The following is a 24,463-nucleotide window of genomic DNA, read 5'->3' as shown; positions in this document are numbered from 1 at the left end:
TCGCATGCTCTTTAGTGTGCCGCAGAGTCTTGATCTCCGCGGCGGCCAGATGCAAGCAAGAAGAATGCCGCCCCTGTCGCGCTGCCCTGCGCTGAAAGCAGATCGCCCGTGTGGTCAGCAACGCCCGCGCTGAAGACAGTGCTCGCGGCCCTGCTGGTCGGTGCGGAAGGCCTCAATGAAGCCGCCCTGGCGCTGCGAGACGAAGACGGTCTTGCCGTCGCCGCCGCCGAAGGCGAGGTTGGTCGGCTCCTTGGCCCTCAGCGCGATCTCGCGCTCGACCGCGCCGTTGGGCCTCATCAACGCGATCGTGCCCTTGAGAATGCGCGCCACATAGAGCCGACCGGTGACATCGGTGCGCAGGCCGTCGATGGTGTCGGGCTGGAACGACCTGACGAGCTTTGCATCGACGAGGTCGTTGCCCCGGATGCCATAGGACCAGATCTGGCCGCTGCTGGATTCGCCGACATAGAGCGTCTTGCCGTCAGGGCTGAGATCGATGCCGTTGGTAGTGCCCATTGCGCGCGGCGCAGCCATGACCTGTCCCTGCACCGATCCGTCCGCTGCCTTCGCGATGCGCCAGATGTGCCCCTCGCGGCCCTTCCAGTTCGGATCGCTCGCATAGATCGTGCCGTCGCGCGCGATCGTGATGTCGTTGGGCTGGTTCATCTCGTCGGAGTGAAACCAGAGGGACGGCTCCGTCGCGCCCTTGGGGATCGCGAAGACGTTGTGCTTCTTGTAGTCGGCAATGAACATAGTGCCATTCCGATCGAAGCGGATGGCATTGCCGACGCTGCCTTCGGGCAGCGCCGTGAATGGCTCCGACGCCGCCCCGCCGGCTGGCAGCCTGCCGATGGTGCCTTGCTTGCCGAAATTGACCACGAAGAGATTGCCGTCGAGGTCGGCGGCGGGCCCTTCGATGCCAAAGGTGTATTCGCCCGTGGGCGTCACCTGTGCGCTTTCGAACAGCTTTGTCTCGGCAGCGGCCGGCAGCGTCGTGACGAGCAAGATGCTACTGCACAGGCACCAGAAATTCCTGCCGGATGTAATAGCCATCGTCGTCGGTGCACTCGCCGTTCAGATAGGGATCGGCCGGCCGGAAGAAGCGGCTGAAGCCGGGTTTGTCTACAGCGCTCCTTTGTGTCACGACCACGACCTTGGCGGCCGGTATTTCGCCGCATTCCTTGCTGGTTTTGCCAAAGAACTTGCGCTGCGGCGGGCCGGATTTGATCCGCGTCCGCGTGCCCGGAACCATTTTCGCAACGAGCAGGTCCGCGGTGTCGAGCAGCCGCCTGTAACCCGGCTCGGTCTTCGGCAGGCCTTCGCCGCCCGGCGGCATCAGCTTCTCCGCACCGAGGCCGCGCAGTCGCGTGCGCAGCTTGCCGGCGTCGGGATCGCCCGGATAGATCCAGCCGTCCTGCGACAGCATGAAGCGGAGCACCGTCGAATCCTTCTCTGCGTCCGATTGTCCTGGTTTCAGGCCGAAATCCGAGTGGCAGCCGACGCAATGCTTCTCGACGAGGCCCTTGCGCAGCGTCGTGAGTCGGACGCTGTTCTGCGCGTCTCTGGCGACGAACGCCGCGAGCTGGTCGATCATCGCCTGGCTGCGCATGTCGCAGGGTAGCGGCGCCGGCGCGTCGCCCGCGGCGCGATCGATGCGGATCACGGTCTTGTTCTTGTCCTCGACCAGCCAGATCGCGCCATCTTCCGCCACCGTCATGCCGACCGGGGCGCCTTGCGGTCGCGCGCCGTTGACGCGGTGCCAGCCTGAAATCAGCTCCTCGAACGGCGCGGCGGCCACCTCGCCAGCATCGGTCAAGAAGCTGCGGGTCGGGTCTGCGGCGCAGCTGACGTGATAGTGCACCGGCGCCGGGACAGGCTTTGGGAAGCCGTGGTCGTCGACGTCATAGATGAGGACGCGGCTGCCGGTCGGGCGATAGCCGTGCAGACCGACCAGCAGCTTACCCTCCAGCTCCGGGAATTTTGTGCCGTGATAATAAAGCATCGCGAGCGGCGCACCGTGCGGCGGCATCAGCGAGAGCGGCGGCTTGTAGAGTGCATTGGCGGTGCAGAGCGATTTATAAATCCCGGACTGCAGCACGCCCCTGAATTCCGGGCTCGGCGTCGACACATCGTAACAATAGGGCCAGCCATAGTGCCTGCCCTGCTCGATCGCGTTGATCTCCTCGTTGGGCTTGATGATGTCTGGCAGGTCGCGGCCGTTCTCGCCTTGCAGGAGGGCGTAGCCGGCATCGGGAAAGCTCGGATGCAGCGCCAGCGCCATCGAATTGCGCAAGCCCCGCGCATAGACGGTGTGCGGCGGATCGGCATCGTTCGGCTTCAGCGCCGGGAAGACGCCACCCGCAGGCGGCGTATACAGCCAGATCGATGCCATCGCGGACGCGCCCTCGGCGGCCGCGCAAGGCTTCGTGATCGGTGCTGGCGTGATGCAGTCGTCGCTGTGCGAGCCGATATTGACGAACAGCCGCCCGTTCCTGTCAAAGACGAACTGCTTGAGCGGATGCGCGCTTTCGTCGAGCCTGGTGCCGTCGGGCAGACTGATCCGCCGGCCGGGCATGCGACGGATGATGGTCTCGACCGTGCCGCGCGGATTGTCCGCAAGCGGATCGAACCGGAAGATCGTCTCTGCGGTCGAGGCATAGAGCTTCCTGTCGGGACCGATCACCAGGCCGAACGGATACTCGACGCCGGTCAGCATTTCCCTCAACCGCTGGCCTTGGGGCGCATGCGGATCGAGCAGCAGCAGCCGTCCGTCGGTATGGCCCCAGCCGCCCATGTCGGCCACCACGAACAGGTCGCGGCCCGGCAACTGGATGATCGAGCGCGGGAATTTCAGGCGGTCGTCCTCGCTGGCGACGAGGCCGGCGCAGAAGCCTGCCTTCATGTCGATCTGGATTCTGGGAAAAGCGAGATCGCCGCTGCCGCAGACGTCCGTGCCGATCGCATAGCCGCCTCTCCTGACGAGCTCGGATGATGCCCCGGGGGCAAGACCAAGCAGGAACGCGGCGAAGGCGGCTGCACACGCGCGCAGCCTCCGGCCTTCCCTGCAGATTGTGAGATGTTTCACTGCCGCCTCCCCCGACTTTCGTCGGAGGTTGTTCCATGCCGCCGAAGCGCGGTCCAGCTGATCATCACCCGCCTGTGATTAAACCTGTAACGACCTCGGAGGCGACCAATCTCCGTAAATTCCCTTACCGGGTTCGACCCGAATGTTTCGCGAATGCCTCGGGTGGTATCAGTTTGCCATCCCAATCGCTCCCTACAGGAGGCGTATATGGTCCAGGTCTATTTTCACTGCTCCAATACCGAGGGCACACTGATCGATCGCTACGGCGCCGCCGTCTCCAATCTCACCGAGGCCCGCGACCGCGCCGCCCAGATCATGCGGTCGATGATCCTGACGCCGAGCAACGAGGATTGGCGCGACTGGGTGATCCATGTCAGCGACGACGATGGCGAGGAGATTTTCGATCTCCCCTTCACGGCCATGCTCGGCAAGCCGCATTGAGGTGATGCCATGCTGCTCGCTCCCTTGACCCTGCTCCGCCACCCCCTGAGCTTCGTCGCCACCAAATGGCAGACCTTGATGAGGGTCGCAGGCGATCCTTACCGCCCCGAGCTTCACTACATGCGCGGGCCCGGCCCGAAATGGCGCGCCAAGTATCAGGCCAGCCGGCTGACCCGCCCACTCTGAGCGCTCCGGCTCGTCGCTTTCCCATTGATCTCCGTCGTCATGGCCGGGCTTGTCCCGGCCATCCACGTTTTTGGAGCACCCGCGGAAGACGTGGGTGCCCGGGACTAGCCCCGGCACGACGAGCCAGTATCCCGACCGCGCCATCCCGCGCCTGTTTCACACCAGCCATGTCGCGCCTCCCTTTCGATGTTCTCGTTGGCGGCAATGTGCCATTGTCTGCGCGCTTCGCCAATTGCGGAGCCTCGACGTCAACGCAGCAAAGCCACGACAAACATCAAGACGACATCATGCCTCACCAGTTCAGTCGCGCCCAACAGATCCGCAAACCCGCAGTCAAAACCAAGGGCGGTATCGTCGCCGCGCAATCGCGCCAGGCCGCCGAGGTCGGCGCAGAGGTGCTGGCGGCAGGCGGCGACTGCGTCGACGCCATCGTCGCGACGACGTTTGCGCTGAACGTGCTGGAGCCCTGGATGAGCGGCATGGGCGGCGGCGGCGCGATGGTGCTCTACCGCGCCAAGGACAATCGCTACGAGGTGATCGACTACGGCATGTGCGCGCCGCAGAGCCTGCGCGTAACCGATTATCCGATCACGGGCGAAGGCGCGGCCTCCGACCTGTTCCCCTGGCCGCGGGTGAAGGACGATCGCAACATTCACGGGCCCGGCTCGATCGCGGTGCCCGGCGTCGTCGCCGGCATGGAGGAAGCGCATCGCCGCCACGCCAGGATGCCTTGGAAAGATCTGGTCGCGCCCGCCGCGACAATCGCGGGCGAAGGCCTGCTGGTCGACTGGTGGACGACGCTGATGATCGCGAGCACGGCCGCCGACCTCAGGCGCTATCCCGCCAGCGCGGAGATCTTCCTGAAGGACGGTCTGCCGCCGAATGCCCCCTGGGGCATCAAGGCCGAGACGCGGCTGCCGCAGGACAAGCTGAAGGCGACGCTGGCCCATCTCGCCGCGGCCGGCCCGCGCGATTTCTATGAGGGCGATCTCGCCAAGAGCATCGCCTCCGACATCAAGGCCGATGGCGGTTCGCTGTCGGTGGAGGATCTCGCCGCGTTCCGCAGCCACCTGCGCGAGCCGCTGGCGATCCCCTATCGCGGCGGCAAGGTGTTTGCGACGCCGGAGCTCACGGCAGGGCCGACGATGGCGCATGCGCTACGCCTGTTGCAGCAGAACCTGAAGCCGGGCACCGCGCCGGATGCGATCGCCTACGCTGAATACGCGCTCGCTTTGCAATCGGCCTACCGCCAGCGGCTGGGCGACATGGGCGATGCCGACGGCAAGCGCTCGCTCGGGGCGGAATATCTCGCGCCGGCCTGCACCACGCATTTCTCTGTGGTCGACCGTCACGGCAACATGGCCGCGGTGACGCAGACGCTGCTCTCCACCTTCGGCTCGAAATATGTGACGCCGCACAGTGGCATCCCCATGAACAACGGCATCATGTGGTTCGATCCGACGCCTGGCACCACCAACTCGCTCGCCTCCGGCAAGCGCTGTCTCACCAACTACACGCCCGTCATCGCCGAGACGAAGGACGGCAAGCGCCTCGCGGTCGGCGCCTCCGGCGGCCGCCGCATCCTGCCGGCGGTGATGCAGCTCGTGTCCTTTGCGATGGATTTTGGCATGGACCTCGATGCCGCCATCCACCAGCCGCGCATCGACGCCAGCGAAGGCGCGGTCGTGATCGGCGATGCCCGCCTGCCGGCGGAGGCGCGCAATACGCTGGCGGCGCGGTTCGACTATGAGGAGACGCAGGTGCAGGCACTGCCGATGAAGTTTGCTTGCCCGAGCGTGGTGATGCGCGAGGGCGAGACCAATTCGGGCGCGGTCGAGATTTTCCAGCCGTGGGCCGAAGCGGTGGTGGAAGGCTGAGCGCACGAATCGATGCGAGCTTGTGCCAGCGCTCGTTGAGTTGTCGCGCCATTGCCGAATTTCCGCGAGCGTCATGACTCCTCCACATTCGCAGGGAACTTACCTACCCGCCGTTCGTTCAGTGAACGGACAAATGCGCTCGCCCCAGTGGAGGACATGATGAAGAAACTTGCGCTCGCCGCGTCGCTGATCGTTGCGGCCGGCCTCACACTTACCAGCCCTGCACTGGCCAAGGGTGGGCATGGACATGGGCACGGCTACGGTCGTGGCCACGCGATGGGCTATCATTACCATGGCACGCCGCCGGGATGGTACCACGGGCGCAAGGTCGGCTGGCGCGGCATGGGCTGCCCGCCCGGCCTGTGGAAACAGGGCCGCTGCTGAACATCGGATCGAGCAAGGCGCTGCCTCGGCAGCGCCTTTTCTATATCCCTAACCGATCTCTCACCCGCCCCGCGATCACCGCTGTAGTCACCCCGATCGGCCAGAACGCGTGCATCGGCATCGGCTTGATGCCCGTGATCGGCATGTCGATCTCCACCTTCGGCCCGCCGATCAGCCGGCGCGCCAGCTGCGCGCCCATCGCGGTGGAGAGCGCAACGCCGCGGCCATTGCAGCCGAGCGAGATCAGGATGTTCTCCGCGGGCTCATGCACATGCGGATAATGATCCACGGTGATCGCGAGCCGGCTGTTCCAGCCATGCGTCCAGGCGACGCCCTTGAGCTGCGGCCATAGCCGCTCGGCGTAACGCATGAGGTAGGCGACGTCGTTGGGCGACTTGATCCAGCGCATCGGGCCGCGGCCGCCCATCAACAGGCGGTTCTGCTGATCGATGCGATAATAGACCGTGATGTGGCCGCTCTCGTAGAGCACGGGACGCGTCGGCATGATCGAGCGCGCGATAGCGTCCGAGAGCGGCGCGGTGGCGGCGATCGAGGAAAACACCGGCACGATGGTGCGGCGAAGTGCCGGCCAGAGATCGTCGGTAAAGCCGTTGGTGGCGAGCAGGACTTTTTCGGTATGCACGATCGCGCGCGGCGTCTCGATGCGCCAGCGCGTGCCCTCGCGGCGCAGTGACAGCGCGGGCGTTTCACCAAAAACCTTCGCGCCGGCGGAGATCGCGGCGCGCGCGAGGCCGCGGGCATAGCTGAGCGGATGCAGATCGCCGCCGCGCGTGTCCAGCATCGCACCGATATAGCGGTCGGTGCCGGTCATCTCGCGCAATTGCTCGCGATTCAAGAATGACACCGGCATGCCACGGCGGATGCATTGCTGCGCGGTGTTTTCGATCGCGGCGGCGCTGGCCCCGTTATAGGCCGCGCGCAGCGTGCCGTTCTGCCGCGCTTCGCAGGGAATCTGGTAGCGGCGGATCAGGTCGTGGGTGAAGTTGGTGGTGCCGTAGGAGAAGTCAATCATGCGGCGGCCGAGATCTGTGCCGAAATCGGCCTCGATCTGATCGGGATCGTGCTTCAGTCCGGGATTGGTGTGGCCACCATTGTTGCCGGACGCGCCCCAACCGGGCTCCTGCGCCTCCAGCACCAGCGCCTCGACACCCTGCTCGGCCAGATGCAACGCCGTGGACAGGCCGGTGTAGCCGCCGCCGACGATCGCGACGGAGACGGTCTTGTCGACGTCGAGCGGCGGCGTGGCGACCGGCGCGACGGCGGTGTCGGCATAGAGCGAGGGCGGCAGAGGCAGGCGCGTGGTCATGGCGAGGACCGATCAGAGCGGATGCAACACGCGGCGCAGAAAATCCTGCGTGCGCGGATGCTGGGGTTGATTGAGCAGCGCCTTGGCCGGCCCCTGCTCGACAATGACGCCGCCGTCGATGAACAGCACGCGATCGGCGACATCGCGGGCAAAGCCCATCTCGTGGGTGACGACGACCATGGTCATGCCGTCGTCGGCGAGCTTGCGCATCACGCCGAGGACGTCGCCGACCAGTTCGGGATCGAGCGCCGATGTCGGCTCGTCGAACAGGATGGCCTTGGGTTGCATCGCGAGCGCACGCGCGATAGCAACGCGCTGCTGCTGGCCACCGGAGAGTTGCGGCGGATGCGCATCGGCCTTCTCGGCGAGCCCGACCTGGGCGAGCAGCGCGCGGCCGCGCTCCAGCGCCTGCGCACGCGGCTCCTTCTTCACATAGAGCGGTCCCTCAACGACGTTCTCCAGCGCCGTACGATGCGGAAACAGGTTGAAGCGCTGGAACACCATCGAGACCTGGGTGCGAATGTTCACGATCGACGGTGCATCGCGATCGACCTTCAGACCTTCGACGCTGATCTCGCCGCGGTCATAGCTCTCCAGCCCGTTGATGCAGCGCAGGATTGTAGACTTGCCCGAGCCGGACGGGCCGATGATGCAGACCACCTCGCCCTTTTGCACCGACGCATCGATGCCCTTGAGCACCTCGACCTTGCCAAAGCTCTTGTGGACGTCGTTCAGCTCGATCATCGCTTGCCAGCCCGCTTCTCGAAATGACGAACGAGCAGGATCAAGGGAATGCTCATGGTGAGATACATCAGCGCAACAAGGGTGAACACGCTGGTGTTCTTGAAGGTCGAGGACGCGATCAACTTGCCTTGCAGCGCGAGCTCGGCGACCGTGATGGTCGAGGCCTGCGAGGAATCCTTCAGCATCATGATCATGACGTTGCCGTAAGGAGGCAGCACGATGCGGACGGCCTGCGGCAGCACCACGCGGCGCATGGTGAGCCACCAGCCCATGCCGATTGTCTGCGCCGCTTCGATCTGACCCTTGTCGATCGCCTCGATGCCGGCGCGGAAATTTTCCGCCTGATAGGCCGAATAGGCGATGCCGAGCCCGAGGATCGCGGCCTGCAACGCCGACAGCGTGACGCCGAGATCGGGCATCACGAAATAGAGGTAGAACAACAGCACGATGATCGGGATGCCCCGGATCACGTTGATCAGGCTGGCGCTGAGCATCGACAGCACCTTGATGCCGGAGACCCGCATCATCGCCCAGACGAGGCCGAGCACCGTCGAGAGCAGCAGCGAGCCGACCGTGACGATGATCGTCAGCGCGACGCCGTTCAACAGGATCGGGAAGAACTCGACGGCGTCGCGCCAGAAGCCTTTCATCGGGCAGCCTTCATCGATCAGCCTCCTCTAATGATCAGCCTTGTGCCTTCAGGCCCCATTTATCGAGGATCTTGGCGATGGTGCCATTGGCCTTGAGCTTCGCCAGCGAGGCGTTGATCTTGCCGAGCAGCGCGGTCTCGCCCTTGCGAACGCCGATGCCGACCGAGCCGACGGTGACGGGCTTGTAGCCGTCGACGAGGCGCACCTCGGGGAAGCCGCCCTGCTTCAGATTGTAGGCGAGGATCGGATAGTCGGCGTAGCCGGCCTTGAGGCGGCCGGTGTTCACGTCGCGCAGGATGTCGGGGATGGTGTCGTAGGCCTTGACCTCGGCGAACAGGCCGGACTTCTTCAGCGCATCGACGAAGGCGGTGCCGACCTGGGCACCGACCGTCTCGCCCTTCAGATCGTCCTGCGTGGCATAGGCCTTGGTGTCGCTCTTCGGCACGACGAGGCCTTCGCCGTAAGTGTAGATCGGGTCGGAGAAGTCGACCACTTCCTTTCGAGGCGCCGTGATGAACATCGCGGCGGCGATGATGTCGATCTTGCTCGAAGTCAGCGACGGGATCAGCGCCGAGAACTGCATCGGCTCGATCTGCACGTTGAAGCCGGCGTCCTTGCCGATCTCGGTGACGAGATCGACCATGATGCCCTGGATGGTGTTGGTCTTGGTGTCGAGGAAGGTGAAGGGAATGCCTGTCGGTGTCGAGCCGACTTTCAGCACCTGTTGCGCCGAAGCCGGCACCACGGCTGCAATTGCGAATGCCGCGATCGCGGCCAGACCAAAACGCTTCATCGCATCCCCCTTTGGGTCTGGCCGATGGCGGCGCTGGCGCGTGTCATGGGATCAGACGTTGCGGGCCAGACCGTTTCGGCCTATTTTCACCAATATGAAAATTTGGTCACACTTTCGCGGATCGCGCAAGCGGTTTTCATGCACATGAAGGAAGCGGTCTGACGTGAGCGGTGGCAAAAGAATGCGCAAACCGGCCGCGAGGCCGGCGAAGAAGCTGAAGGCCAAAGCCAGGACCAAGGCTGTCACCAGACCCGCAGAGCCCGCGATGGACGTCGCGGTCGGCCGCCGCATCAGGGATCTCCGGCGCGTCAGGCAGTTTTCGCTGGAAACGGTCGCGGCGCGCACGGAGCTGTCGATCGGCTTCCTCAGCCAGATCGAGCGCGGCCTGTCATCACCCTCGCTGCGCGTGCTGGCGACGCTGGCCGACGTGTTCGGCGTTGGCATCGCTGCGCTGTTCGGCGCGAGCCCGAGCGCTGACGGCGGATCCGACCAGGTCGTGACGCGTGGGCTTGAGCGCCCCGAGCTGAAGCTCTGGCGCACCGGCGTATCCAAGCAATTGCTGAGCCCGGCGAGCGCCGACAACAAGCTCAATCTGTTCCTGGTGCATCTGGAGCCCGGCGGCTCCACCGGCGACGAGCTCTACACCCATGACGGCGAGGAGGCCGGCCTCGTGCTCCAAGGCGAGATGATGCTGACGGTGGACAGCGAAACGTGGTCGCTGAAGAGCGGTGACAGTTTTAGGTTTGCGAGCCGGCGGCCGCACCGGTTTTCCAATCCGGCGCAGGATGCCAAGGCGGTGGTGCTGTGGGTGAATTGCGTGACGGGGGCGTAAGCTTCCCTCCTTCCACGCGCACATTCTCAGCTCCGTCATCCTGAGGCGCGAGTGGCGCGATGCAATAGCATCGCGCCGGGAGCCTCGAAGGATGCACGGCCCAGATGCAGCCGGGCCGTCGCCCTTCGAGGCTCGCTCAGCGGCGCTGTTGCGCCGCCGCGCTCACGCCTCAGGGTGACGGTGATAGATTAACGGCGCGCTGCCTCCACGCCGTCATTGCGAGGAGCCCTTGCGACGAAGCAATCCAGACTGTTTCCGCGGACGGATACTGGATTGCTTCGCTGCGCTCGCAATGACGGGCCGATAGAGTCTTACCCGAACCGATGTTTGTACCGGTCCACCGCCAGCGCGCTTACGTCGATGTCCGGCTTCTTGCCCGACAGCATGTCCGCGAGCACGCGCGCTGAACCGCAGGACATGGTCCAGCCGAGTGTGCCGTGGCCGGTGTTGAGGTGGAGATTGGCGTATTGCGTCGGGCCGATCACGGGCGGGCCGTCCGGCGTCATCGGACGCAGGCCGCTCCAGAACGTCGCCTTGGCGAGATCGCCGCCGCGCGGGAACAGGTCGGTCAGCGAATGGTCCAGCGTCGCACGGCGCGCATCATAGAGCTTGTCTGAATAGCCGGAGATTTCGGCGGTGCCGCCGACGCGGATGCGATTGCCGAGGCGGGTGATCGCGACCTTGTAGCTCTCGTCCATCACGGTCGATTCCGGCGCGCCGGAGGCGTCCTTGATCGGCACCGTGATCGAATAGCCCTTCACCGGATAGACCGGCAGCGAGATGCCGAGCGGAGCGACGAGCCGTGACGACCAGCTTCCGAGCGCGAGGACGTAAGCGTCTGCCTGTAACAGGCCGGCACTGGTCGCGACGCCGCTGACACGCGCGCCGTCGGTGACGATGCGATCGATGCCTGTGTTGAACATGAAGCGCACGCCGAGCGCCTGGGCATGCTTGGCCAGCGCTTGCGTGAACATGTGGCAGTCGCCGGTCTCATCCTGCGGCAAGCGAAGCCCGCCGACGAACTTCTCCTTCACGCCGCCGAGCGCCGGCTCGACCGCGATGCAGCCCTCGCGGCTCAGCACCTCAAAGGGAACGCCGTACTGCTTGAGCACAGCGATATCCTCGGCCGTGCCGTCGAGCTGCGCCTGATAGCGGAACAGCTGGAGCGTTCCCTTCGAGCGCTCGTCATATTGAATGCCGATGTCCCGGCGCAGATCGCGCAAGGAATCGCGGCTGTATTCCGCGATCGGGATCATCCGGCTCTTGTTGACCGCGTAGCGCGCGCTGGTGCAGTTGCGCAGCATCTTGAGCAGCCAGACCCACATCACCGGATCCAACTTCGGCCGGATCACCAGCGGGCCGTGCTTCATCAACAGCCATTTGACCGCCTTCACCGGCACGCCGGGGCCGGCCCAGGGCGAGGAATAGCCCGGCGACACTTCGCCGGCATTGGCGAACGAGGTCTCCAGCGCCGGCTCCGGCTGGCGGTCGACGACCGTCACCTCATGACCCGCACGTGCAAGATAGTAGGCAGAGGTGACACCTATGACACCGCTGCCGAGGATCAAGACTTTCACGATTCGTCAAACTCCCGCGGCATCACGCGCGCCGCTGCAAAAAGAAACTCCGTGAACCGCGGGAGCAATTATCAGGCCACCTTCTTGATGGCGTCGCCGAGGATCGAGACCATCTGGTCAATGTGGCTCTTCTCGACGATGAGCGGAGGCGACATCGCGAAGCTGTCGCCGCTCATGCGCAGGTAGAGGCCCGTGTTGAAGCAGTCGACCATGACGTCGTAGCCGCGGGCACCGACGGCACCGTCACGCGGCGCCAGCTCGACCGCGCCCATCAGGCCGCAATTGCGGATGTCGACGACGTTCGGCAGCCCCTTCAGCGAATGCAGCGCATCGCGCCAATATTCGGCGATCGCCGCACCGCGGGTGAGCAGGCCTTCGTCCTTGTAGATGTCGAGCGTCGCGATGCCGGCGGCGCAGGCGGTCGGATGCGCGGAATAGGTGTAGCCGTGGAACAGCTCCATCTGGTTCTCCGGGCCGACCATCAGGCCGTCATGCACCTTGCGGCTAGCAAACACCGCGCCGCAGGGAATGGTGCCGTTGGTGATGCCCTTGGCCGTCGTCATCAGATCCGGCGTGACGCCGAAGAAGTTGGCGGCGAACGGCGTGCCGAGGCGGCCGAAACCGGTGATGACCTCGTCGAAGATCAGGAGGATGCCGTGCTTGTCGCAGATCTCGCGCAGGCGCTGCAGATAGCCCTTCGGCGGCGGCAGCACCGCGGTCGAGCCCGGCACCGGCTCGACGATGACGGCGGCGATGGTCTCGGCACCGTGCAGGCCGACCAGGCGCTCGAGATCATCGGCGAGCTCGGCGCCGTACTCAGGCTGGTCCTTGGCGAAGGCGTTGCGGGTGAGATCGTGGGTGTGGCGGATGTGGTCGACGCCCGGCAGCAGGGTCGCGAAGGCGCGGCGATTGGCGACCATGCCGCCGACCGAGGTGCCGCCGAAGCCGACGCCGTGATAGCCGCGCTCACGGCCGATCAGGCGGGTGCGGCTGGCCTGGCCGTTGGCGCGGTGATAGGCGAGCGCGATCTTCAGCGCGGTGTCGACCGATTCGGAGCCGGAGTTGGTGAAGAAGACGCGATCGAGGCCCTTCGGCGCGATCTCGGCGAGCCGCTCGGCGAAGTCGAACGCCAGCGGATGGCCCATCTGGAACGACGGTGCGAAGTCCAGCGTCATGAGCTGCCGCTCGACCGCAGCAGCAATCTGCTTGCGGCCGTGACCAGCATTGACGCACCACAGGCCCGCGGAGCCGTCGATCACCTTGCGGCCGTCGACAGTGGTGTAGTGCATCCCCTCAGCCGAGGAGAACAGGCGCGGCGCCTTCTTGAACTGCCGGTTGGCCGTGAACGGCATCCAGAACGAGTCGGTCTTGATAGTGTTCGGAATCTGATGAAGGGTCACGGCCGCGCTCCTTTGCTGACCTGCTAGCAGAGCCACGGCTTATAAAGCGCAACAAGTCCTTTTCTGATCAGCTGCAAGCCATTGATTTAACTGGGGCTGCCGGTCCATATTTACGCGATCCGCAACACCTGCAACACGGGACCAAGGCATGAGTGTCGACATCGGTGGACGGCTGCGATTCATCCGGGCGCGCCACAAGCTGTCGCAGCGTGAGCTGGCAAAACGAGCCGGCGTCACCAATTCGACGATCTCGCTGATCGAATCCAACCAGATGAACCCGTCGGTCGGCGCGCTCAAGCGCATCCTCGACGGCATCCCGATGGGGCTCGCCGAGTTCTTCGCGCTGGAGCCGGAGTCTAGGCGCAAGATCTTCTACCGCGCCGAGGAGCTGACCGAGGTCGGCAAGAAGCCGATCTCCTACCAACAAGTCGGCGACAATCTGTTCGGCCGCAGCCTGCAGATCCTGAAGGAGCGTTACGAGCCCGGCAGCGATACCGGGCGCGTCCACCTCGTCCATGACGGCGAGGAAGGCGGCATCGTGATTTCGGGCAAGCTCGAAGTGACAGTCGAGGACGAGCGCCGCATCCTCAATCCGGGCGATGCCTATTATTTCGAGAGCCGCCGCCCGCATCGCTTCCGCTGCGTCGGCGGCAAGCCGTGCGAAGTGATCTCGGCCTGCACGCCGCCGACGTTTTGAAATGAGCCCGCGTCGGCCCGCCAGCCTTCTTGCGCTAACTCAAGGAATTTGGTCCCGCTCGAATTCTCAGCGCGCTTGAGCCACCTCAATGTCCGCTGGCCGAACCTGGCCTAACTGTCATCACGTAGCCGAGCAGCCTCGCGCAAAAGGTGCTGAGGTTATGGCCCCGGACTCCTAGGCACTCCGGGGCCGCTTTGTTCCGGGACGGCAGCTAGAACTGCGTCAACAACTCCTCGATCCTGATCGGAAAGCGGCGGACACGCACGCCGGTCGCATGCCAGACCGCGTTGGCGACCGCGCCGGCGCTGCCGGTGATGCCGATCTCGCCGACGCCCTTGATGCCGAGCGCATTGACGTGGGGGTCATGCTCCTCGACCGTGATCACGTCGAGCGGCGGCACGTCGGCATTCACGGGGATGTGGTACTCGCCGAGATTGGCATTCATGATCCGGCCGCTGCGGCGGTCGGTGATGGCCTCCTCGTGCAGCGCGAAGGACAGACCCCAGATCATGCCGCCAAACAGCTGGCTCTGCACCATCCGCGGATTGACGATGCGTCCCGCCGCGAAGGCGCCGACCATGCGGGTGACCCGGACCTGGCCGAGCTCGGGATCGACCTTCACCTCCGCGAACACCGCGCCGTGGGCGTGCATCGCGTATTCCTCCATCGCCGCAGGGTCCGGCGCGCCGGTGCCGCGCGCCTCGACCTCGGAGACGCCAGCGCGTGCCAGGATCTCGGCATAGCTCTCGCCGCGGCTCTCGTCGTCACGCCGGATCAATCGGCCGTCGCGCGCGATCACGCCGGCATTGCCGGCGCCGAACAGCGGCGAGCGCTCGTCATTGGTTGCGAGATCGGCGAGCTTTGCAATCACGGCCGCGCCGGCGCTGTGGATCGCCGCACCGGCGGTTGCCGTGTGCGCCGAGCCGCCGGCGATGCCCGCGTCGGGCAGGTCGGACGTGCCGGCCTTGAACGTGATGCGGTCCATATCGAGACCAACGGCATCGGCGGCAATCTGCGCCAAAGCCGTCCAGGCGCCCTGCCCCATGTCATGCGCGCCGATCTCCATCACGCCCGAGCCGTCGCGGCGGATCACCGCGCGCGCCTCGGCCTGGAACATCAGCGCCGGGAAGGTCGCGGTGCCCATGCCCCAGCCGACCAGCAGGCCGGCATCGTCGCGCATCTGCCGCGGCTGGAGCGAGCGCTTCGCCCAGCCGAAGCGCGCCGCGCCCTGCTCGTAGCAGGCGCGCAGCGCCTTCGAGGAGAACGGCTTGCCGGTGATCGGCTCGACCTCGGCGTAGTTCTTAAGGCGAAAGGCCAGCGGATCCATGCCGCAGGCCCAGGCCATCTCGTCGATCGCACTTTCGAGCGCGATCGATCCGGTCGCCTCGCCGGGCGCGCGCATGAACAACGGCGTGCCGGTGTTGACGCGCACGGCGTCATGCGAGGTGCGGATTGCAGGGGCCGCATAGAGCGAGTGCGAAGCGCCGGCCGCGGGCTCGTAGAAATCGTCGAACGTGCTCGACACAGTGCGGGCATGATGATCGAGCGCGGTCAGATGCCCCTCGCCATCGGCGCCGATGCGCAGGCGCTGGCGCGTCGGCGCGCGATGGCCGACCGGGCCGTACATCTGCTCACGGCGCAACACGAGCTTGACCGGCCTGCCGACCAGCTTGGCCGCCATGATGCCGAGCGTCGGTGGACCGGCCATCAGCCCCTTGGAGCCGAAGCCGCCGCCGAGGAACGGGCTGCGGATGTGGATCTTGTCGTGCGCGATGCCGAACAATTCGGCGATACGCGCCAGCGACATTGCCAAACCCTGGGTCGGCATGTCGATCGACAATTTATCGCCGTTCCAGCTGGCGACGATCGCATGCGGCTCCATCGCGTTGTGATATTGCGGCGGTGTCTCATAGACCGCGTCGATCTGCTTCTCGGCAGAGGCAAGGCCCGCCTCGACATCGCCGTGGTGATGCGCCGCGGGGTTGCCGACACCGACGACCGGCGGCACGAAACTTTCGCCGGCATCGAGACCAATCAGCGCCGGCAGCGTCTCGTAGCGCGGCGCCAGCAGCGCCGCGCCTTCCGTTGCGGCCTCCAGCGTCTCCGCGATCACGACGGCGATCGGCTGGTTGGCGTAGCGGACTTCATTGCTCTGCAACACCTCCATCCGGAACACGAATGGATTGGTCTTGATCTCGGGGTCAACCGCGAGCTGCGGCTTGTGGTCCGGCGTCATGACGTCGACCACGCCGGGATGGCGCTTGGCGGCATCGATATCGAGCGAGGCCACACGGCCGCGCGAAATGCTGGCGACGGCCATCACCGCAAACAGCAAGCCGGGCGGATGATTGTCCGCGGCATAGATCGCCTGACCCTTGACCTTGAGGATGCCGTCACGGCGGGTCAGCGGCTGGCCGATGTTCGAGCCGTGGCGCAGATGGGCGGGCGCACTGGTCAGGTTGAGCTCAGGCATGGATGGCTCCGGAGGTCGAGGCAAAGGGAGAGGCCGGCAGCGCCGGCAGGCGCGCCGGCGTACCGGCTGCAGCCAGCGTCAACGCGCGCACGAGAACGCGGCGCGCGAGCTCGATCTTGTAAGCATTGTCACCGGACGGCTTTGCATCGGTGAGCGCGTGGCTGGCGGCTTCCCGGAAGGCGTCGGCCGTGGGCGCGACGCTCCTGAGAACATCCTCCGCGTCGCGGGCACGCCAGGGCTTTGCCGCGACGCCGCCAAGCGCGAGCCGCGCCTCCACGATCTTGCCGCTCTCGATCCGCAGTGCGGCCGCAGCCGATACCACGGCAAAGGCATAGGACGTACGTTCGCGAACTTTGAGGTAGCGCGCATGCGCGGCAAAGCCGCGCGCCGCAGGCGGCAGGCGCACCGCCGTGATGAGGTCGCCGGGTTCGAGCGCCGACTCGCGCTCCGGGGTATTGCCGGGCAGGCGGTGCAGCTCGTCGAGCGCGATCTCGCGCCGGCCGTTCCTGCCCTCGATCTCGACGACGGCATCGAGCGCGACCAGCGGCACGCAGAAATCGGACGGATGCGTGGCGATGCAGTTCTCGCTCCAGCCGAGCACGGCATGGCTGCGGTTCTCGCCCTCACGCGCATCGCAACCGCTGCCGGCCTCGCGCTTGTTGCAGCGGCTGGCGGTGTCGTAGAAATACGCGCAGCGCGTCCGTTGCAAGAGATTGCCGCCGACCGTCGCGGCGTTGCGCAGTTGCGCGGATGCACCCGAGAGCAGCGCTTCGGCGACCGCGGGATACGATCTGGCGAATTCGACATCATGTGCGAGATCGGCGTTGCTGACGAGCGCGCCGATGCGCAACGACCCGTCGGCGAGGCGCTCGATCCCGTCGAGTCCATCGAGATGCGTGACGTCGACGAGACGATCCGGACGGCTGACGCCGCCCTTCATCAGGTCGAGCAGATTGGTGCCTGCGGCGAGATAGACGGCGCCCGGCTGGGCCGCGGCGGCAACGGCCTCAGTGACCGTAGCGGGCCTGACATAATCGAACGGTTTCATGCGGAGCGCCTCTGATTGGATTCGTCGATGCGTCCTTGCGCCTCGAGCACGGCATCGACGATGCCGGCATAGGCGCCGCAGCGGCACAGATTGCCGCTCATGCATTCGCGGATGCGCTCGGGATCGTTGCCGGCCTGCGCCTCACTCATCATGCCGATGGCGCTCATGATCTGGCCGGGCGTGCAGAAGCCGCACTGAAAGCCGTCATGGGCGATGAAGGCGGCCTGCACGGGATGAAGCTGGTCGCCGCGCGCAACGCCTTCGATGGTGAGGATGTCGGCGCCGTCATGGCTGATGGCGAGTGCGAGACAGGAATTGATGCGCTTGCCGTCGACGAGAATGGTGCAGGCGCCGCACTGGCCGCGGTCGCATCCCTTCTTGGTTCCGGTCAGATGAAGGCGCTCACGCAGGAGATCGAGCAGCGTGACGCGCGGATCGTCGAGGACGAATTCGCGCCGCGCACCGTTCACGGTGAGGCTGATGGAGTGGTTCATACAAGGCTCCGATCAGATATGGACATGAGTCATCGCGCAGCGCGCCACCGCCGTGGCCGCTGTCGAATAGCGCCGCCCGACCACAATCCGAGCCGGCACATCCACGAAGATACGGAGGCACCCTCCGCTTAACAAGGGCCGGCGGAAAAATATTGGAATTGGTCAAAAGCCCGTGCGCCACCAACGCGATGCAGGCGGCCTAGGGTTCAACAAGGGTTCAATCTAACCAATTCGTGATCTACATTACCGACATGGACGACCACAGCGACCAGACCCGAAAGCCCCGCGCCGATGCCGTGCGCAATCGCGAGCGCGTGCTCGAAGCCGCGAAAACCGTGTTCAGCGCCGGCGGCCCCGAGGCCAGCCTCGAGGCCGTCGCAAAGCGCGCCGGCGTCGGCATCGGCACGCTCTACCGGCATTTCCCGACACGTGAGGATTTGTTCGAGGCGGTCTACCGCCGCGAGGTCGAGCAGCTCAGCGAGCTTGCCGAGCAGCTGAAGAATGCCAAGGACCCGGTGGATGCGCTGCGGCGATGGCTGCGCTCCAACGTCGAATTCGTGGCCACCAAGAAAGGCATGTCGGCTGCACTGGCGCTGACGTTCCAGAGCTCATCGGAGCTCGCGGCGTTCTCGATGGACCGGCTGACCAAGGCGATCGGCTCACTGCTCGATCGCGCGGTCGCAGCCGGCCAGATGCGCGGCGATGTCAGTCCCGAGGACCTGCTGCGCGCATTTTTCGGGATGTGCTACATGCACGATCAGCCGGGGTGGCAGGCCTCGGTGCTGCGCCTGCTCGACGTGTTCGTGGACGGGCTGCGGGTGCAGCCCGTCACGAAAGCCAAGCCGCGCGCCGTCGCCAAACCTGCGAAGCCCATCGCGAAGCGCAAGCGATAGCCGGCGGCGGCCAGAAGATCACCGGAAGCTCGCTGCTGAAAGCTGGACGGGAGGCCTAAGTCGCGAAGCCCGGGCCGGTCTTCGTCGCGTTCATCCGCGAGCGGATCAGCAGCAATACGACGATGCCGATGTTCAGCGCGTTCCACGCCACGCCGTTGGCGAACGCCGCGGCATACGAGCCGGTGGCATCGAAGATGACGCCGGACACCCAGCCGCCGAAAGACATGCCGAATACGGACGCAAAGATCACGATGCCGACGCGCGTTGCGGCTTCGCTCGCCGGCATCGCCTCGCGCACGATGATGGCATAGCTCGGCACGATGCCGCCCTGGAACAGACCGAACATCGCCGAGATCAGATAGAGCGAGGTGAGGCTGTCGAAGAACAAATAGAACACCAGCGCAAAGCCCTGCGCCAGCGATCCCACCAGCAGCGTGCGGATGCCGCCGATCTTGTCGGCGAGATAGCCCGACCCGATCCGGCTGACGATGCCGCAGCCCATCATCAAGGACAGCATCTCGGCACCGCGCGCCACGCCATAACCGAGATCGCCGCAATAGGCTACGATATGCACCTGCGGCATCGCCATGGCGACGCAGCAGGAAATGCTGGCGATCGAGAGCAGCACCGTCAGCGTGTTGGTCGACAGCTTGAGATCGACCCGCGGCGGCGGTGCATTGGCATGGTCGCGGATATGGTCGTCGCCCATCTGCGCGCGCAGGACGAGGACCAGAAGTGCCATCGTGCTCGCGCAGACGAGGCCGATGCCGATATGGGTGTAGCGCCAGCCGGCGGTCTGCGTGCCCCAGCTCACGATCGGCGGCCACATCGTGCCGGCGACATAATTGCCGCTGGCGACGATGGTCACGGCAAGTCCGCGATAGCGCTCGAACCAATGCGAGGCTTCCGCCATCAGCGGCGCGAAAGTCGCGGAGGTGCCGAGCCCGATCAGGAAATACGCCGCCACGAACTGCCAGAGTTGCGTCGACAGCCCCGCGAGCACGTTGGCGATGCCGAGAAAGGCGATGCTGATCGCCATCGCCAGCACGATGCCGAACCGGTCGGTGATCTTGCCGGCGATCACGCCGCCCAGCCCGAAACCGAACATCATCAGCGTGAAGGCCAGCGACACCGCGCCGCGTGTGGCACCGAATTCCGCCTGCACCACGGGAATGACGACCACGACCGCCCACATGCCGACGGCGCCGATCGAGCCGATCAGGAGCGCAATGACCAGCCGCATCCAGGCCTGACGCGAATCAGGTGTGAATGAAGCCGGGGTCTGTCCTGGATGATTTGGCGCGTGCACGGAACGGACCATGTTCGTTGATTGCCACATGGTCAAGCATCGTGGCGCGATATTGGGCATGCGCGGTGCACTGCGGTAAGAAGGAGCTTGGCGAACGCGGGTTTTGCCACTAGTTTGCAATCAGCGTGTGCAACATTGCCGCGCGGGGAACATGTCGGCGGAATGCTGTTGCGATTGACACGATCGATGCGGATCAGGGTGGGGCGCCTCGTTGTCCTCGCCTATCTGTTTTGCGTGCTCGCGCCGGCAGCAGCGCTTGCCTGGGGCAGCGGTCCGGCACCGTGTCTTGCGGACGAGGCCCCGCTCGCCGATCTCGCGCCGGCGCACCACCAGATGCATGCAAGCCATCAGCATGGCGCTCCCTCGCATGACCACGCGGGAGCGCATGCGCATCACCAGACCGCTGCGCAGGACGCGCCCGCTCCGCATCATCATGACGGCAAGGGCACGGCCGGACCGTGCTGCGGGATGATGTGCGCGAGCGCGCTGCCGGCCGATCTGCCCAGCGTCGCCAAGCCGCTTCAGCCCATCTCCGCCTGCGCGCCCGAGATCGTGGCCAGCCTGCACAGCGCGACGCCCCCCCTGCACTACCGCCCTCCCATCGCCTGATCTGACGCGACGACGTCAGGCCGAGCGCGCGTCTGCGCGCTCGAACCTGTGGTCTCTACGGACAGATCAGGGATGAATCATGTTGACGCTTTCCGGGGCGAAGTCCGCCGCCGCATCCGCGGCGCGTGGACGATACTTTCTATTTAGTTGGCCGCTGCTGGCCGTGATTGCGCTGGCGTTGGCCGGCTGCATGCCGGCAACGACACACATCGCCGCCGCGGATCCTGCCGATCCCGCGGCCAAGATGGCGCCGACCATCTATCGTTCGACGATCCCGCCCTACAGCAGCCTGCGGCCGGCGACGCCGGCACCATGGCGCGAGCGCAACGAGAATGTCGCGCCGCAGCCGAAGCAAGACCGGTAGGAGCGCGCCATGGCACATCATTTCGCGCGAAGCCTGCTCCTTCTCGCCGCGCTCAATCTGTCTGGCTGCGCCGCGTTCTCGCCCGACAGCGGCATGACCACAGTCTCGGAGCTGACGAGCCAGAGCATCAACAAGGACGTCGCCTTCGTGCGAACGACTGAGGGAGAGGGCGCAGTTGACGGGCGCGTGCGCCAGCTGCTGTCGCGGACATTGACCGCAGACACGGCCGTGCAGATCGCGCTGCTCAACAACAAGGGGCTGCAGGCGGCCTATAACGAGCTGGCACTCGCCGAGACCGATCTGGTCGAACAGAGCCTGCCGCCCAATCCTGTGTTCTCGATCTCGCGGATCTCAGGCAATGGCGCCAGCGAGATCGAGCGCCAGGTGGTGGGTGACATCCTCGCGCTCGCCACCCTGCCGTTCCGCTCCGACATCGCCCGCGATCGTTTTCGCCAGGCCCAATTGCGCGCGGCACTGGCAACATTGCGGCTCGCCGCCGACGTCCGCCGCGCTTATTGGCGCGCCGTTGCCGGCAACGAGATGGTGGTGCTGCTGACGGACGCGAAGGCGACGGCGGAATCGACCGCGCAGCTCGCGGTCAAGCTCGGCGAGACCGGCTCGCTCAACAAGCTCGACCAGGCGCGCGAGCAGGTGTTTTACGCCGAGACCACCGCCGACCTCGCCACCGCACGGCAGACGGCAGCGAGCGCACGCGAGAGGCTCGCACGCCTGCTGGGGCTGTGGGACGGCGGCCTCGACTTCCGTCTGCCGAACGCGTTGCCGCCGCTGCCGCGCCGGCCGCACACGTTGCCTTCGATCGAAACCGACGCGGTCGCCCATCGCATTGACCTGCAGATCGCGCGGCTGGAGCTGACGGCGCTGGCGAAATCGCTGCACCTCACCGAGGCGACGCGCTTCGTCACCCTGCTCGATCTCGCCGGCATCTCCCGCCGCACGCAGGATCCGGAAGGTGCGCCGTTCCGCGAGCGCGGCTTCGACGTCCAGTTCCAGATCCCGATCTTCGACGGCGGCGAGGTGCGCGTGCGCCAAGCGGCGGAGACCTACAATTTCGCCTTCAACCGCCTGACCGAGCGCGCCGTCAACGTCCGTTCGGAGGCACGCGACGCTTATCGCATCTATCGCTCCACTTACGACATCGCCAGCCACTACCAGCGCGAGATCATCCCTTTGCGAAAGATCATCACGGAGGAGATGCAGCTGCGCTTCTCCAGCATGCAGGTCGATATCTTCGCGCTACTGACCGAGGCACGGCAGCGCCTGGCGTCGCTGCGCGGCGCCATCGATGCCAAGCAGCGCTTCTTCCTCGCGCAGTCCGACTTGCAGACCGTCGTCAATGGCGGCGGCTCGCCTGCGGCCGGCAGCGACAATCCAACCACCATCGCCGCGGCAGCGCCTGCCGATGGCGGCCACTGACATGGAGGCCGACATGTTTTCCCGCCGAGGATTTTTAGGCACAGCCGCGCTTGCCAGCGCCTCAGCCATCAGCGGCCGCGTCCAGGCCGCATCGATTCCAGAGGCCCCGCACATGGACAAGGTGGTGATGCAGCCGCCGCTGCATCCGAGCAGCGGTCCGGACTACCGGCCCGTGGTCACGCTGAACGGCTGGTCGCTGCCGTTCCGCATGAACGGCGACTGGAAGGAATTCCATCTCGTCGCCGAGCCCGTGGTGCGGGAGTTCGCCGAAGGCATGAAGGTGAATCTGTGGGGCTATAACGGCCAGTCGCCGGGCCCGACCATCGAAGCGGTGGAGGGCGACAAGGTTCGCATCTTCGTCACCAACAGACTGCCCGAATACACCACCGTGCACTGGCACGGCATGATCATTCCGAGCGGCATGGACGGCGTCGGCGGGCTGACCCAGCCGCACATCCAACCGGGAAAAACCTTCGTCTACGAATTCGAGATGAAGAAGAGCGGGACCTTCATGTACCACCCGCACTCCGACGAGATGGTGCAGATGGCGATGGGCATGATGGGCATGGTCGTCGTGCACCCGCGCGACCCGAATTTCCGCCCCGTCGACCGCGACTTCGTCTTCGTGATGAGCACCTATCGCGTCGACCCCGGCACCTATCTGCCGCATGTCAACGAGATGACCGACTTCAACATGTGGACCTGGAATGCGCGGGTGTTTCCCGGCATCGATCCGCTGCCGGTCAGGCTCGGCGACAAGGTGCGCGTGCGCATCGGCAATCTCAGCATGACCAACCATCCCATCCACCTGCACGGCCACAGCTTTGCGGTGACCTGCACCGACGGCGGCTGGATTCCTGAGAGCGCGCAATATCCGGAGACGACGACCGACGTGCCGGTCGGGGCGGTGCGGGTGTTCGACGTGCTCGCCGACAATCCCGGTGACTGGGCCTTCCACTGCCACAAGTCGCATCACACCATGAATGCGATGGGACACGAGGTGCGCAATCTGATCGGCGTGTCGCGCAAGGATCTCGCCAAGGCCGTCGGCAAGCTCGCGCCTGACAGCATGGCGATGGGCTCGACCGGCATGGCGATGGGCAACATGGAGATGCCCGCGCCCGACAACACGCTGCCAATGATGACCGGCACCGGCCAGTTTGGGCCGATCGAGATGGGCGGCATGTTCACGGTGATGAAAATCCGCGAGGACCTCGCGCGCGACGATTACCGCGATCCCGGACCTTACAAGTTCCCGCAAGGCACCGTCGCCTACGAGGTCACGGCGCCGGCCACAGAGCCGGCACGGCAAAAACCGGGCAGCCCGCCGATGAAGAACATGAAGATGTGATCGTTTCGATGAACCACCCCCAACTGGAGACCACAATGAAGAAGACCGTCACATTCGTCCTCGCGCTGGCAGCGCTCTCGATCTCGTCCGCCGGTGCGCACGAAAATCACGGCCATACATCCTTTTCAGCGGGCGAGCCCGGCGATCCCAAAAAGCCGGCGCGCACCATCGAGATCGCGCTGAGCGAGATGTCGTACGAGCCGTCGAACATCAACGTGAAGCGCGGCGAGCAGATCCGCTTCGTGCTGCGCAATGTCGGCAAGGAGGACCACGAGTTTCTGCTCGCCACACCCAAGGAGAATCTCGCGCATGCCGAGGTGATGAAGAAGCATCCGCACATGGAGCATGACGATCCGAACGGAGTGCGGCTTGCCCCGAACAAGACAGCCGAGATCGTCTGGAAATTCAGCAAGGCCGGCACGTTCGAATTTTCGTGCCTGATTCCCGACCACCGCGAGTACGGCATGGTCGGCCACGTCACCGTGAATTGAGCCA

25 protein-coding genes are annotated in these 24,463 nt (G+C 65.4%); 13 read left to right on the top strand and 12 right to left on the bottom strand.

Features of this window, described 5'->3' with window-relative positions; translation table 11 throughout:
- Nucleotides 1-114: 114 nt before the first annotated feature.
- Nucleotides 115-1,053 (bottom strand): SMP-30/gluconolactonase/LRE family protein, encoded by a 939-nt coding sequence (locus BLV07_RS10710; protein ID WP_091884051.1) that lies wholly within the window; start codon nucleotides 1,051-1,053, stop codon nucleotides 115-117.
- A complete protein-coding gene (locus BLV07_RS10705; protein ID WP_091884046.1) occupies nucleotides 1,010-3,085 on the bottom strand; it encodes a PQQ-dependent sugar dehydrogenase in 2,076 nt (691 codons plus the stop codon). The genes BLV07_RS10710 and BLV07_RS10705 overlap by 44 nt, the downstream gene beginning before the upstream one ends.
- A gap of 207 nt (nucleotides 3,086-3,292) precedes the next feature.
- Here BLV07_RS10705 and BLV07_RS10700 point away from each other — a divergent pair, with 207 nt between their 5' ends.
- The 4 genes from BLV07_RS10700 to BLV07_RS47440 all read left to right on the top strand — a co-directional run bounded on the left by BLV07_RS10700 (nucleotide 3,293) and on the right by BLV07_RS47440 (nucleotide 5,973).
- Nucleotides 3,293-3,526 (top strand): DUF6894 family protein, encoded by a 234-nt coding sequence (locus BLV07_RS10700; protein WP_091884042.1) that lies wholly within the window; start codon nucleotides 3,293-3,295, stop codon nucleotides 3,524-3,526.
- Nucleotides 3,527-3,535: 9 nt separating this feature from the next.
- Nucleotides 3,536-3,712 (top strand): hypothetical protein, encoded by a 177-nt coding sequence (locus tag BLV07_RS47445; protein WP_164934414.1) that lies wholly within the window; start codon nucleotides 3,536-3,538, stop codon nucleotides 3,710-3,712.
- Nucleotides 3,713-3,999: 287 nt separating this feature from the next.
- The gene (locus tag BLV07_RS10695; RefSeq protein WP_091884668.1) at nucleotides 4,000-5,589 is read left to right on the top strand and encodes a gamma-glutamyltransferase; all 1,590 of its coding nucleotides are present in this window, start codon (nucleotides 4,000-4,002) and stop codon (nucleotides 5,587-5,589) included.
- Nucleotides 5,590-5,748: 159 nt separating this feature from the next.
- On the top strand, nucleotides 5,749-5,973 hold the full coding sequence (locus tag BLV07_RS47440) for a hypothetical protein (protein WP_176945469.1): 225 nt from the start codon (nucleotides 5,749-5,751) through the stop codon (nucleotides 5,971-5,973).
- 40 nt (nucleotides 5,974-6,013) lie between these two features.
- Here BLV07_RS47440 and BLV07_RS10685 read toward each other — a convergent pair whose 3' ends face one another.
- From BLV07_RS10685 to BLV07_RS10670, 4 genes are read right to left on the bottom strand one after another with little or no spacing between them, the layout of a single operon-like run.
- Nucleotides 6,014-7,300: an NAD(P)/FAD-dependent oxidoreductase gene (locus BLV07_RS10685; RefSeq protein WP_091884039.1), complete on the bottom strand. Its 1,287-nt coding sequence runs from the start codon at nucleotides 7,298-7,300 to the stop codon at nucleotides 6,014-6,016.
- Nucleotides 7,301-7,312: 12 nt separating this feature from the next.
- A complete protein-coding gene (locus tag BLV07_RS10680; protein WP_091884032.1) occupies nucleotides 7,313-8,044 on the bottom strand; it encodes an amino acid ABC transporter ATP-binding protein in 732 nt (243 codons plus the stop codon).
- Nucleotides 8,041-8,694, bottom strand: a complete 654-nt coding sequence (locus BLV07_RS10675) for an amino acid ABC transporter permease (protein ID WP_091884027.1) — start codon at nucleotides 8,692-8,694, stop codon at nucleotides 8,041-8,043. The genes BLV07_RS10680 and BLV07_RS10675 overlap by 4 nt, the downstream gene beginning before the upstream one ends.
- Before the next feature lie 34 nt (nucleotides 8,695-8,728).
- Nucleotides 8,729-9,487, bottom strand: coding sequence for an ABC transporter substrate-binding protein (locus BLV07_RS10670; protein WP_091884022.1), 759 nt, complete (start codon nucleotides 9,485-9,487; stop codon nucleotides 8,729-8,731).
- 24 nt (nucleotides 9,488-9,511) lie between these two features.
- On the opposite strand from BLV07_RS10670, the gene BLV07_RS47435 reads away from it, so the two are divergent.
- Nucleotides 9,512-9,649, top strand: coding sequence for a hypothetical protein (locus BLV07_RS47435; protein ID WP_176945468.1), 138 nt, complete (start codon nucleotides 9,512-9,514; stop codon nucleotides 9,647-9,649).
- A gap of 19 nt (nucleotides 9,650-9,668) precedes the next feature.
- Entirely contained in the window at nucleotides 9,669-10,319 is a 651-nt protein-coding gene (locus tag BLV07_RS10665) for a helix-turn-helix domain-containing protein (protein WP_176945467.1), read from the top strand.
- Between the two features lie 311 nt (nucleotides 10,320-10,630).
- On the opposite strand, the gene BLV07_RS10660 is transcribed toward BLV07_RS10665, so the two are convergent.
- Both BLV07_RS10660 and aptA read right to left on the bottom strand, forming a co-directional pair.
- Entirely contained in the window at nucleotides 10,631-11,896 is a 1,266-nt protein-coding gene (locus BLV07_RS10660; RefSeq protein WP_091884015.1) for a D-amino acid dehydrogenase, read from the bottom strand.
- A gap of 71 nt (nucleotides 11,897-11,967) precedes the next feature.
- Nucleotides 11,968-13,296: an omega-aminotransferase AptA gene (aptA, locus tag BLV07_RS10655; protein ID WP_176945466.1), complete on the bottom strand. Its 1,329-nt coding sequence runs from the start codon at nucleotides 13,294-13,296 to the stop codon at nucleotides 11,968-11,970.
- A gap of 148 nt (nucleotides 13,297-13,444) precedes the next feature.
- On the opposite strand from aptA, the gene BLV07_RS10650 reads away from it, so the two are divergent.
- Nucleotides 13,445-13,993, top strand: a complete 549-nt coding sequence (locus BLV07_RS10650; protein WP_038972074.1) for a cupin domain-containing protein — start codon at nucleotides 13,445-13,447, stop codon at nucleotides 13,991-13,993.
- Nucleotides 13,994-14,204: 211 nt separating this feature from the next.
- On the opposite strand, the gene BLV07_RS10645 is transcribed toward BLV07_RS10650, so the two are convergent.
- The 3 genes from BLV07_RS10645 to BLV07_RS10635 are packed head-to-tail and all read right to left on the bottom strand — an operon-like array spanning nucleotide 14,205 to nucleotide 18,008.
- Nucleotides 14,205-16,466 (bottom strand): xanthine dehydrogenase family protein molybdopterin-binding subunit, encoded by a 2,262-nt coding sequence (locus tag BLV07_RS10645; protein WP_091884005.1) that lies wholly within the window; start codon nucleotides 16,464-16,466, stop codon nucleotides 14,205-14,207.
- Nucleotides 16,459-17,514, bottom strand: a complete 1,056-nt coding sequence (locus BLV07_RS10640; RefSeq protein ID WP_091884000.1) for an FAD binding domain-containing protein — start codon at nucleotides 17,512-17,514, stop codon at nucleotides 16,459-16,461. Before BLV07_RS10640 ends, BLV07_RS10645 begins: the two co-directional genes overlap by 8 nt.
- A complete protein-coding gene (locus tag BLV07_RS10635) occupies nucleotides 17,511-18,008 on the bottom strand; it encodes a (2Fe-2S)-binding protein (RefSeq protein WP_091883996.1) in 498 nt (165 codons plus the stop codon). Before BLV07_RS10635 ends, BLV07_RS10640 begins: the two co-directional genes overlap by 4 nt.
- 251 nt (nucleotides 18,009-18,259) lie before the next feature.
- On the opposite strand from BLV07_RS10635, the gene BLV07_RS10630 reads away from it, so the two are divergent.
- Entirely contained in the window at nucleotides 18,260-18,901 is a 642-nt protein-coding gene (locus BLV07_RS10630) for a TetR/AcrR family transcriptional regulator (protein WP_176945476.1), read from the top strand.
- Between the two features lie 55 nt (nucleotides 18,902-18,956).
- On the opposite strand, the gene BLV07_RS10625 is transcribed toward BLV07_RS10630, so the two are convergent.
- Complete coding sequence (locus tag BLV07_RS10625) at nucleotides 18,957-20,222, bottom strand: MFS transporter (protein WP_091883987.1); 1,266 nt, start codon at nucleotides 20,220-20,222, stop codon at nucleotides 18,957-18,959.
- Nucleotides 20,223-20,372: 150 nt separating this feature from the next.
- On the opposite strand from BLV07_RS10625, the gene BLV07_RS10620 reads away from it, so the two are divergent.
- The 5 genes from BLV07_RS10620 (at nucleotide 20,373) to BLV07_RS10600 (ending at nucleotide 24,459) form a co-directional block, all read left to right on the top strand.
- Nucleotides 20,373-20,819: a hypothetical protein gene (locus BLV07_RS10620; RefSeq protein WP_176945465.1), complete on the top strand. Its 447-nt coding sequence runs from the start codon at nucleotides 20,373-20,375 to the stop codon at nucleotides 20,817-20,819.
- Nucleotides 20,820-20,898: 79 nt separating this feature from the next.
- Nucleotides 20,899-21,183 carry a hypothetical protein gene (locus BLV07_RS10615; protein ID WP_091883977.1) on the top strand — a complete coding sequence of 95 codons (285 nt, stop codon included), beginning with the start codon at nucleotides 20,899-20,901 and terminating at the stop codon, nucleotides 21,181-21,183.
- A 9-nt stretch (nucleotides 21,184-21,192) separates the two neighbouring features.
- Nucleotides 21,193-22,617, top strand: coding sequence for a TolC family protein (locus tag BLV07_RS10610; RefSeq protein WP_091883970.1), 1,425 nt, complete (start codon nucleotides 21,193-21,195; stop codon nucleotides 22,615-22,617).
- Between the two features lie 13 nt (nucleotides 22,618-22,630).
- Nucleotides 22,631-23,968 carry a copper oxidase gene (locus BLV07_RS10605; RefSeq protein WP_091884664.1) on the top strand — a complete coding sequence of 446 codons (1,338 nt, stop codon included), beginning with the start codon at nucleotides 22,631-22,633 and terminating at the stop codon, nucleotides 23,966-23,968.
- A gap of 35 nt (nucleotides 23,969-24,003) precedes the next feature.
- Complete coding sequence (locus tag BLV07_RS10600; RefSeq protein WP_176945464.1) at nucleotides 24,004-24,459, top strand: cupredoxin domain-containing protein; 456 nt, start codon at nucleotides 24,004-24,006, stop codon at nucleotides 24,457-24,459.
- Nucleotides 24,460-24,463: the final 4 nt, after the last annotated feature.

It is taken from the genome of Bradyrhizobium sp. Rc2d, from assembly GCF_900099855.1.
Lineage (GTDB): Bacteria > Pseudomonadota > Alphaproteobacteria > Rhizobiales > Xanthobacteraceae > Bradyrhizobium.
This window is presented reverse-complemented; position numbering and strand designations above follow the sequence as displayed.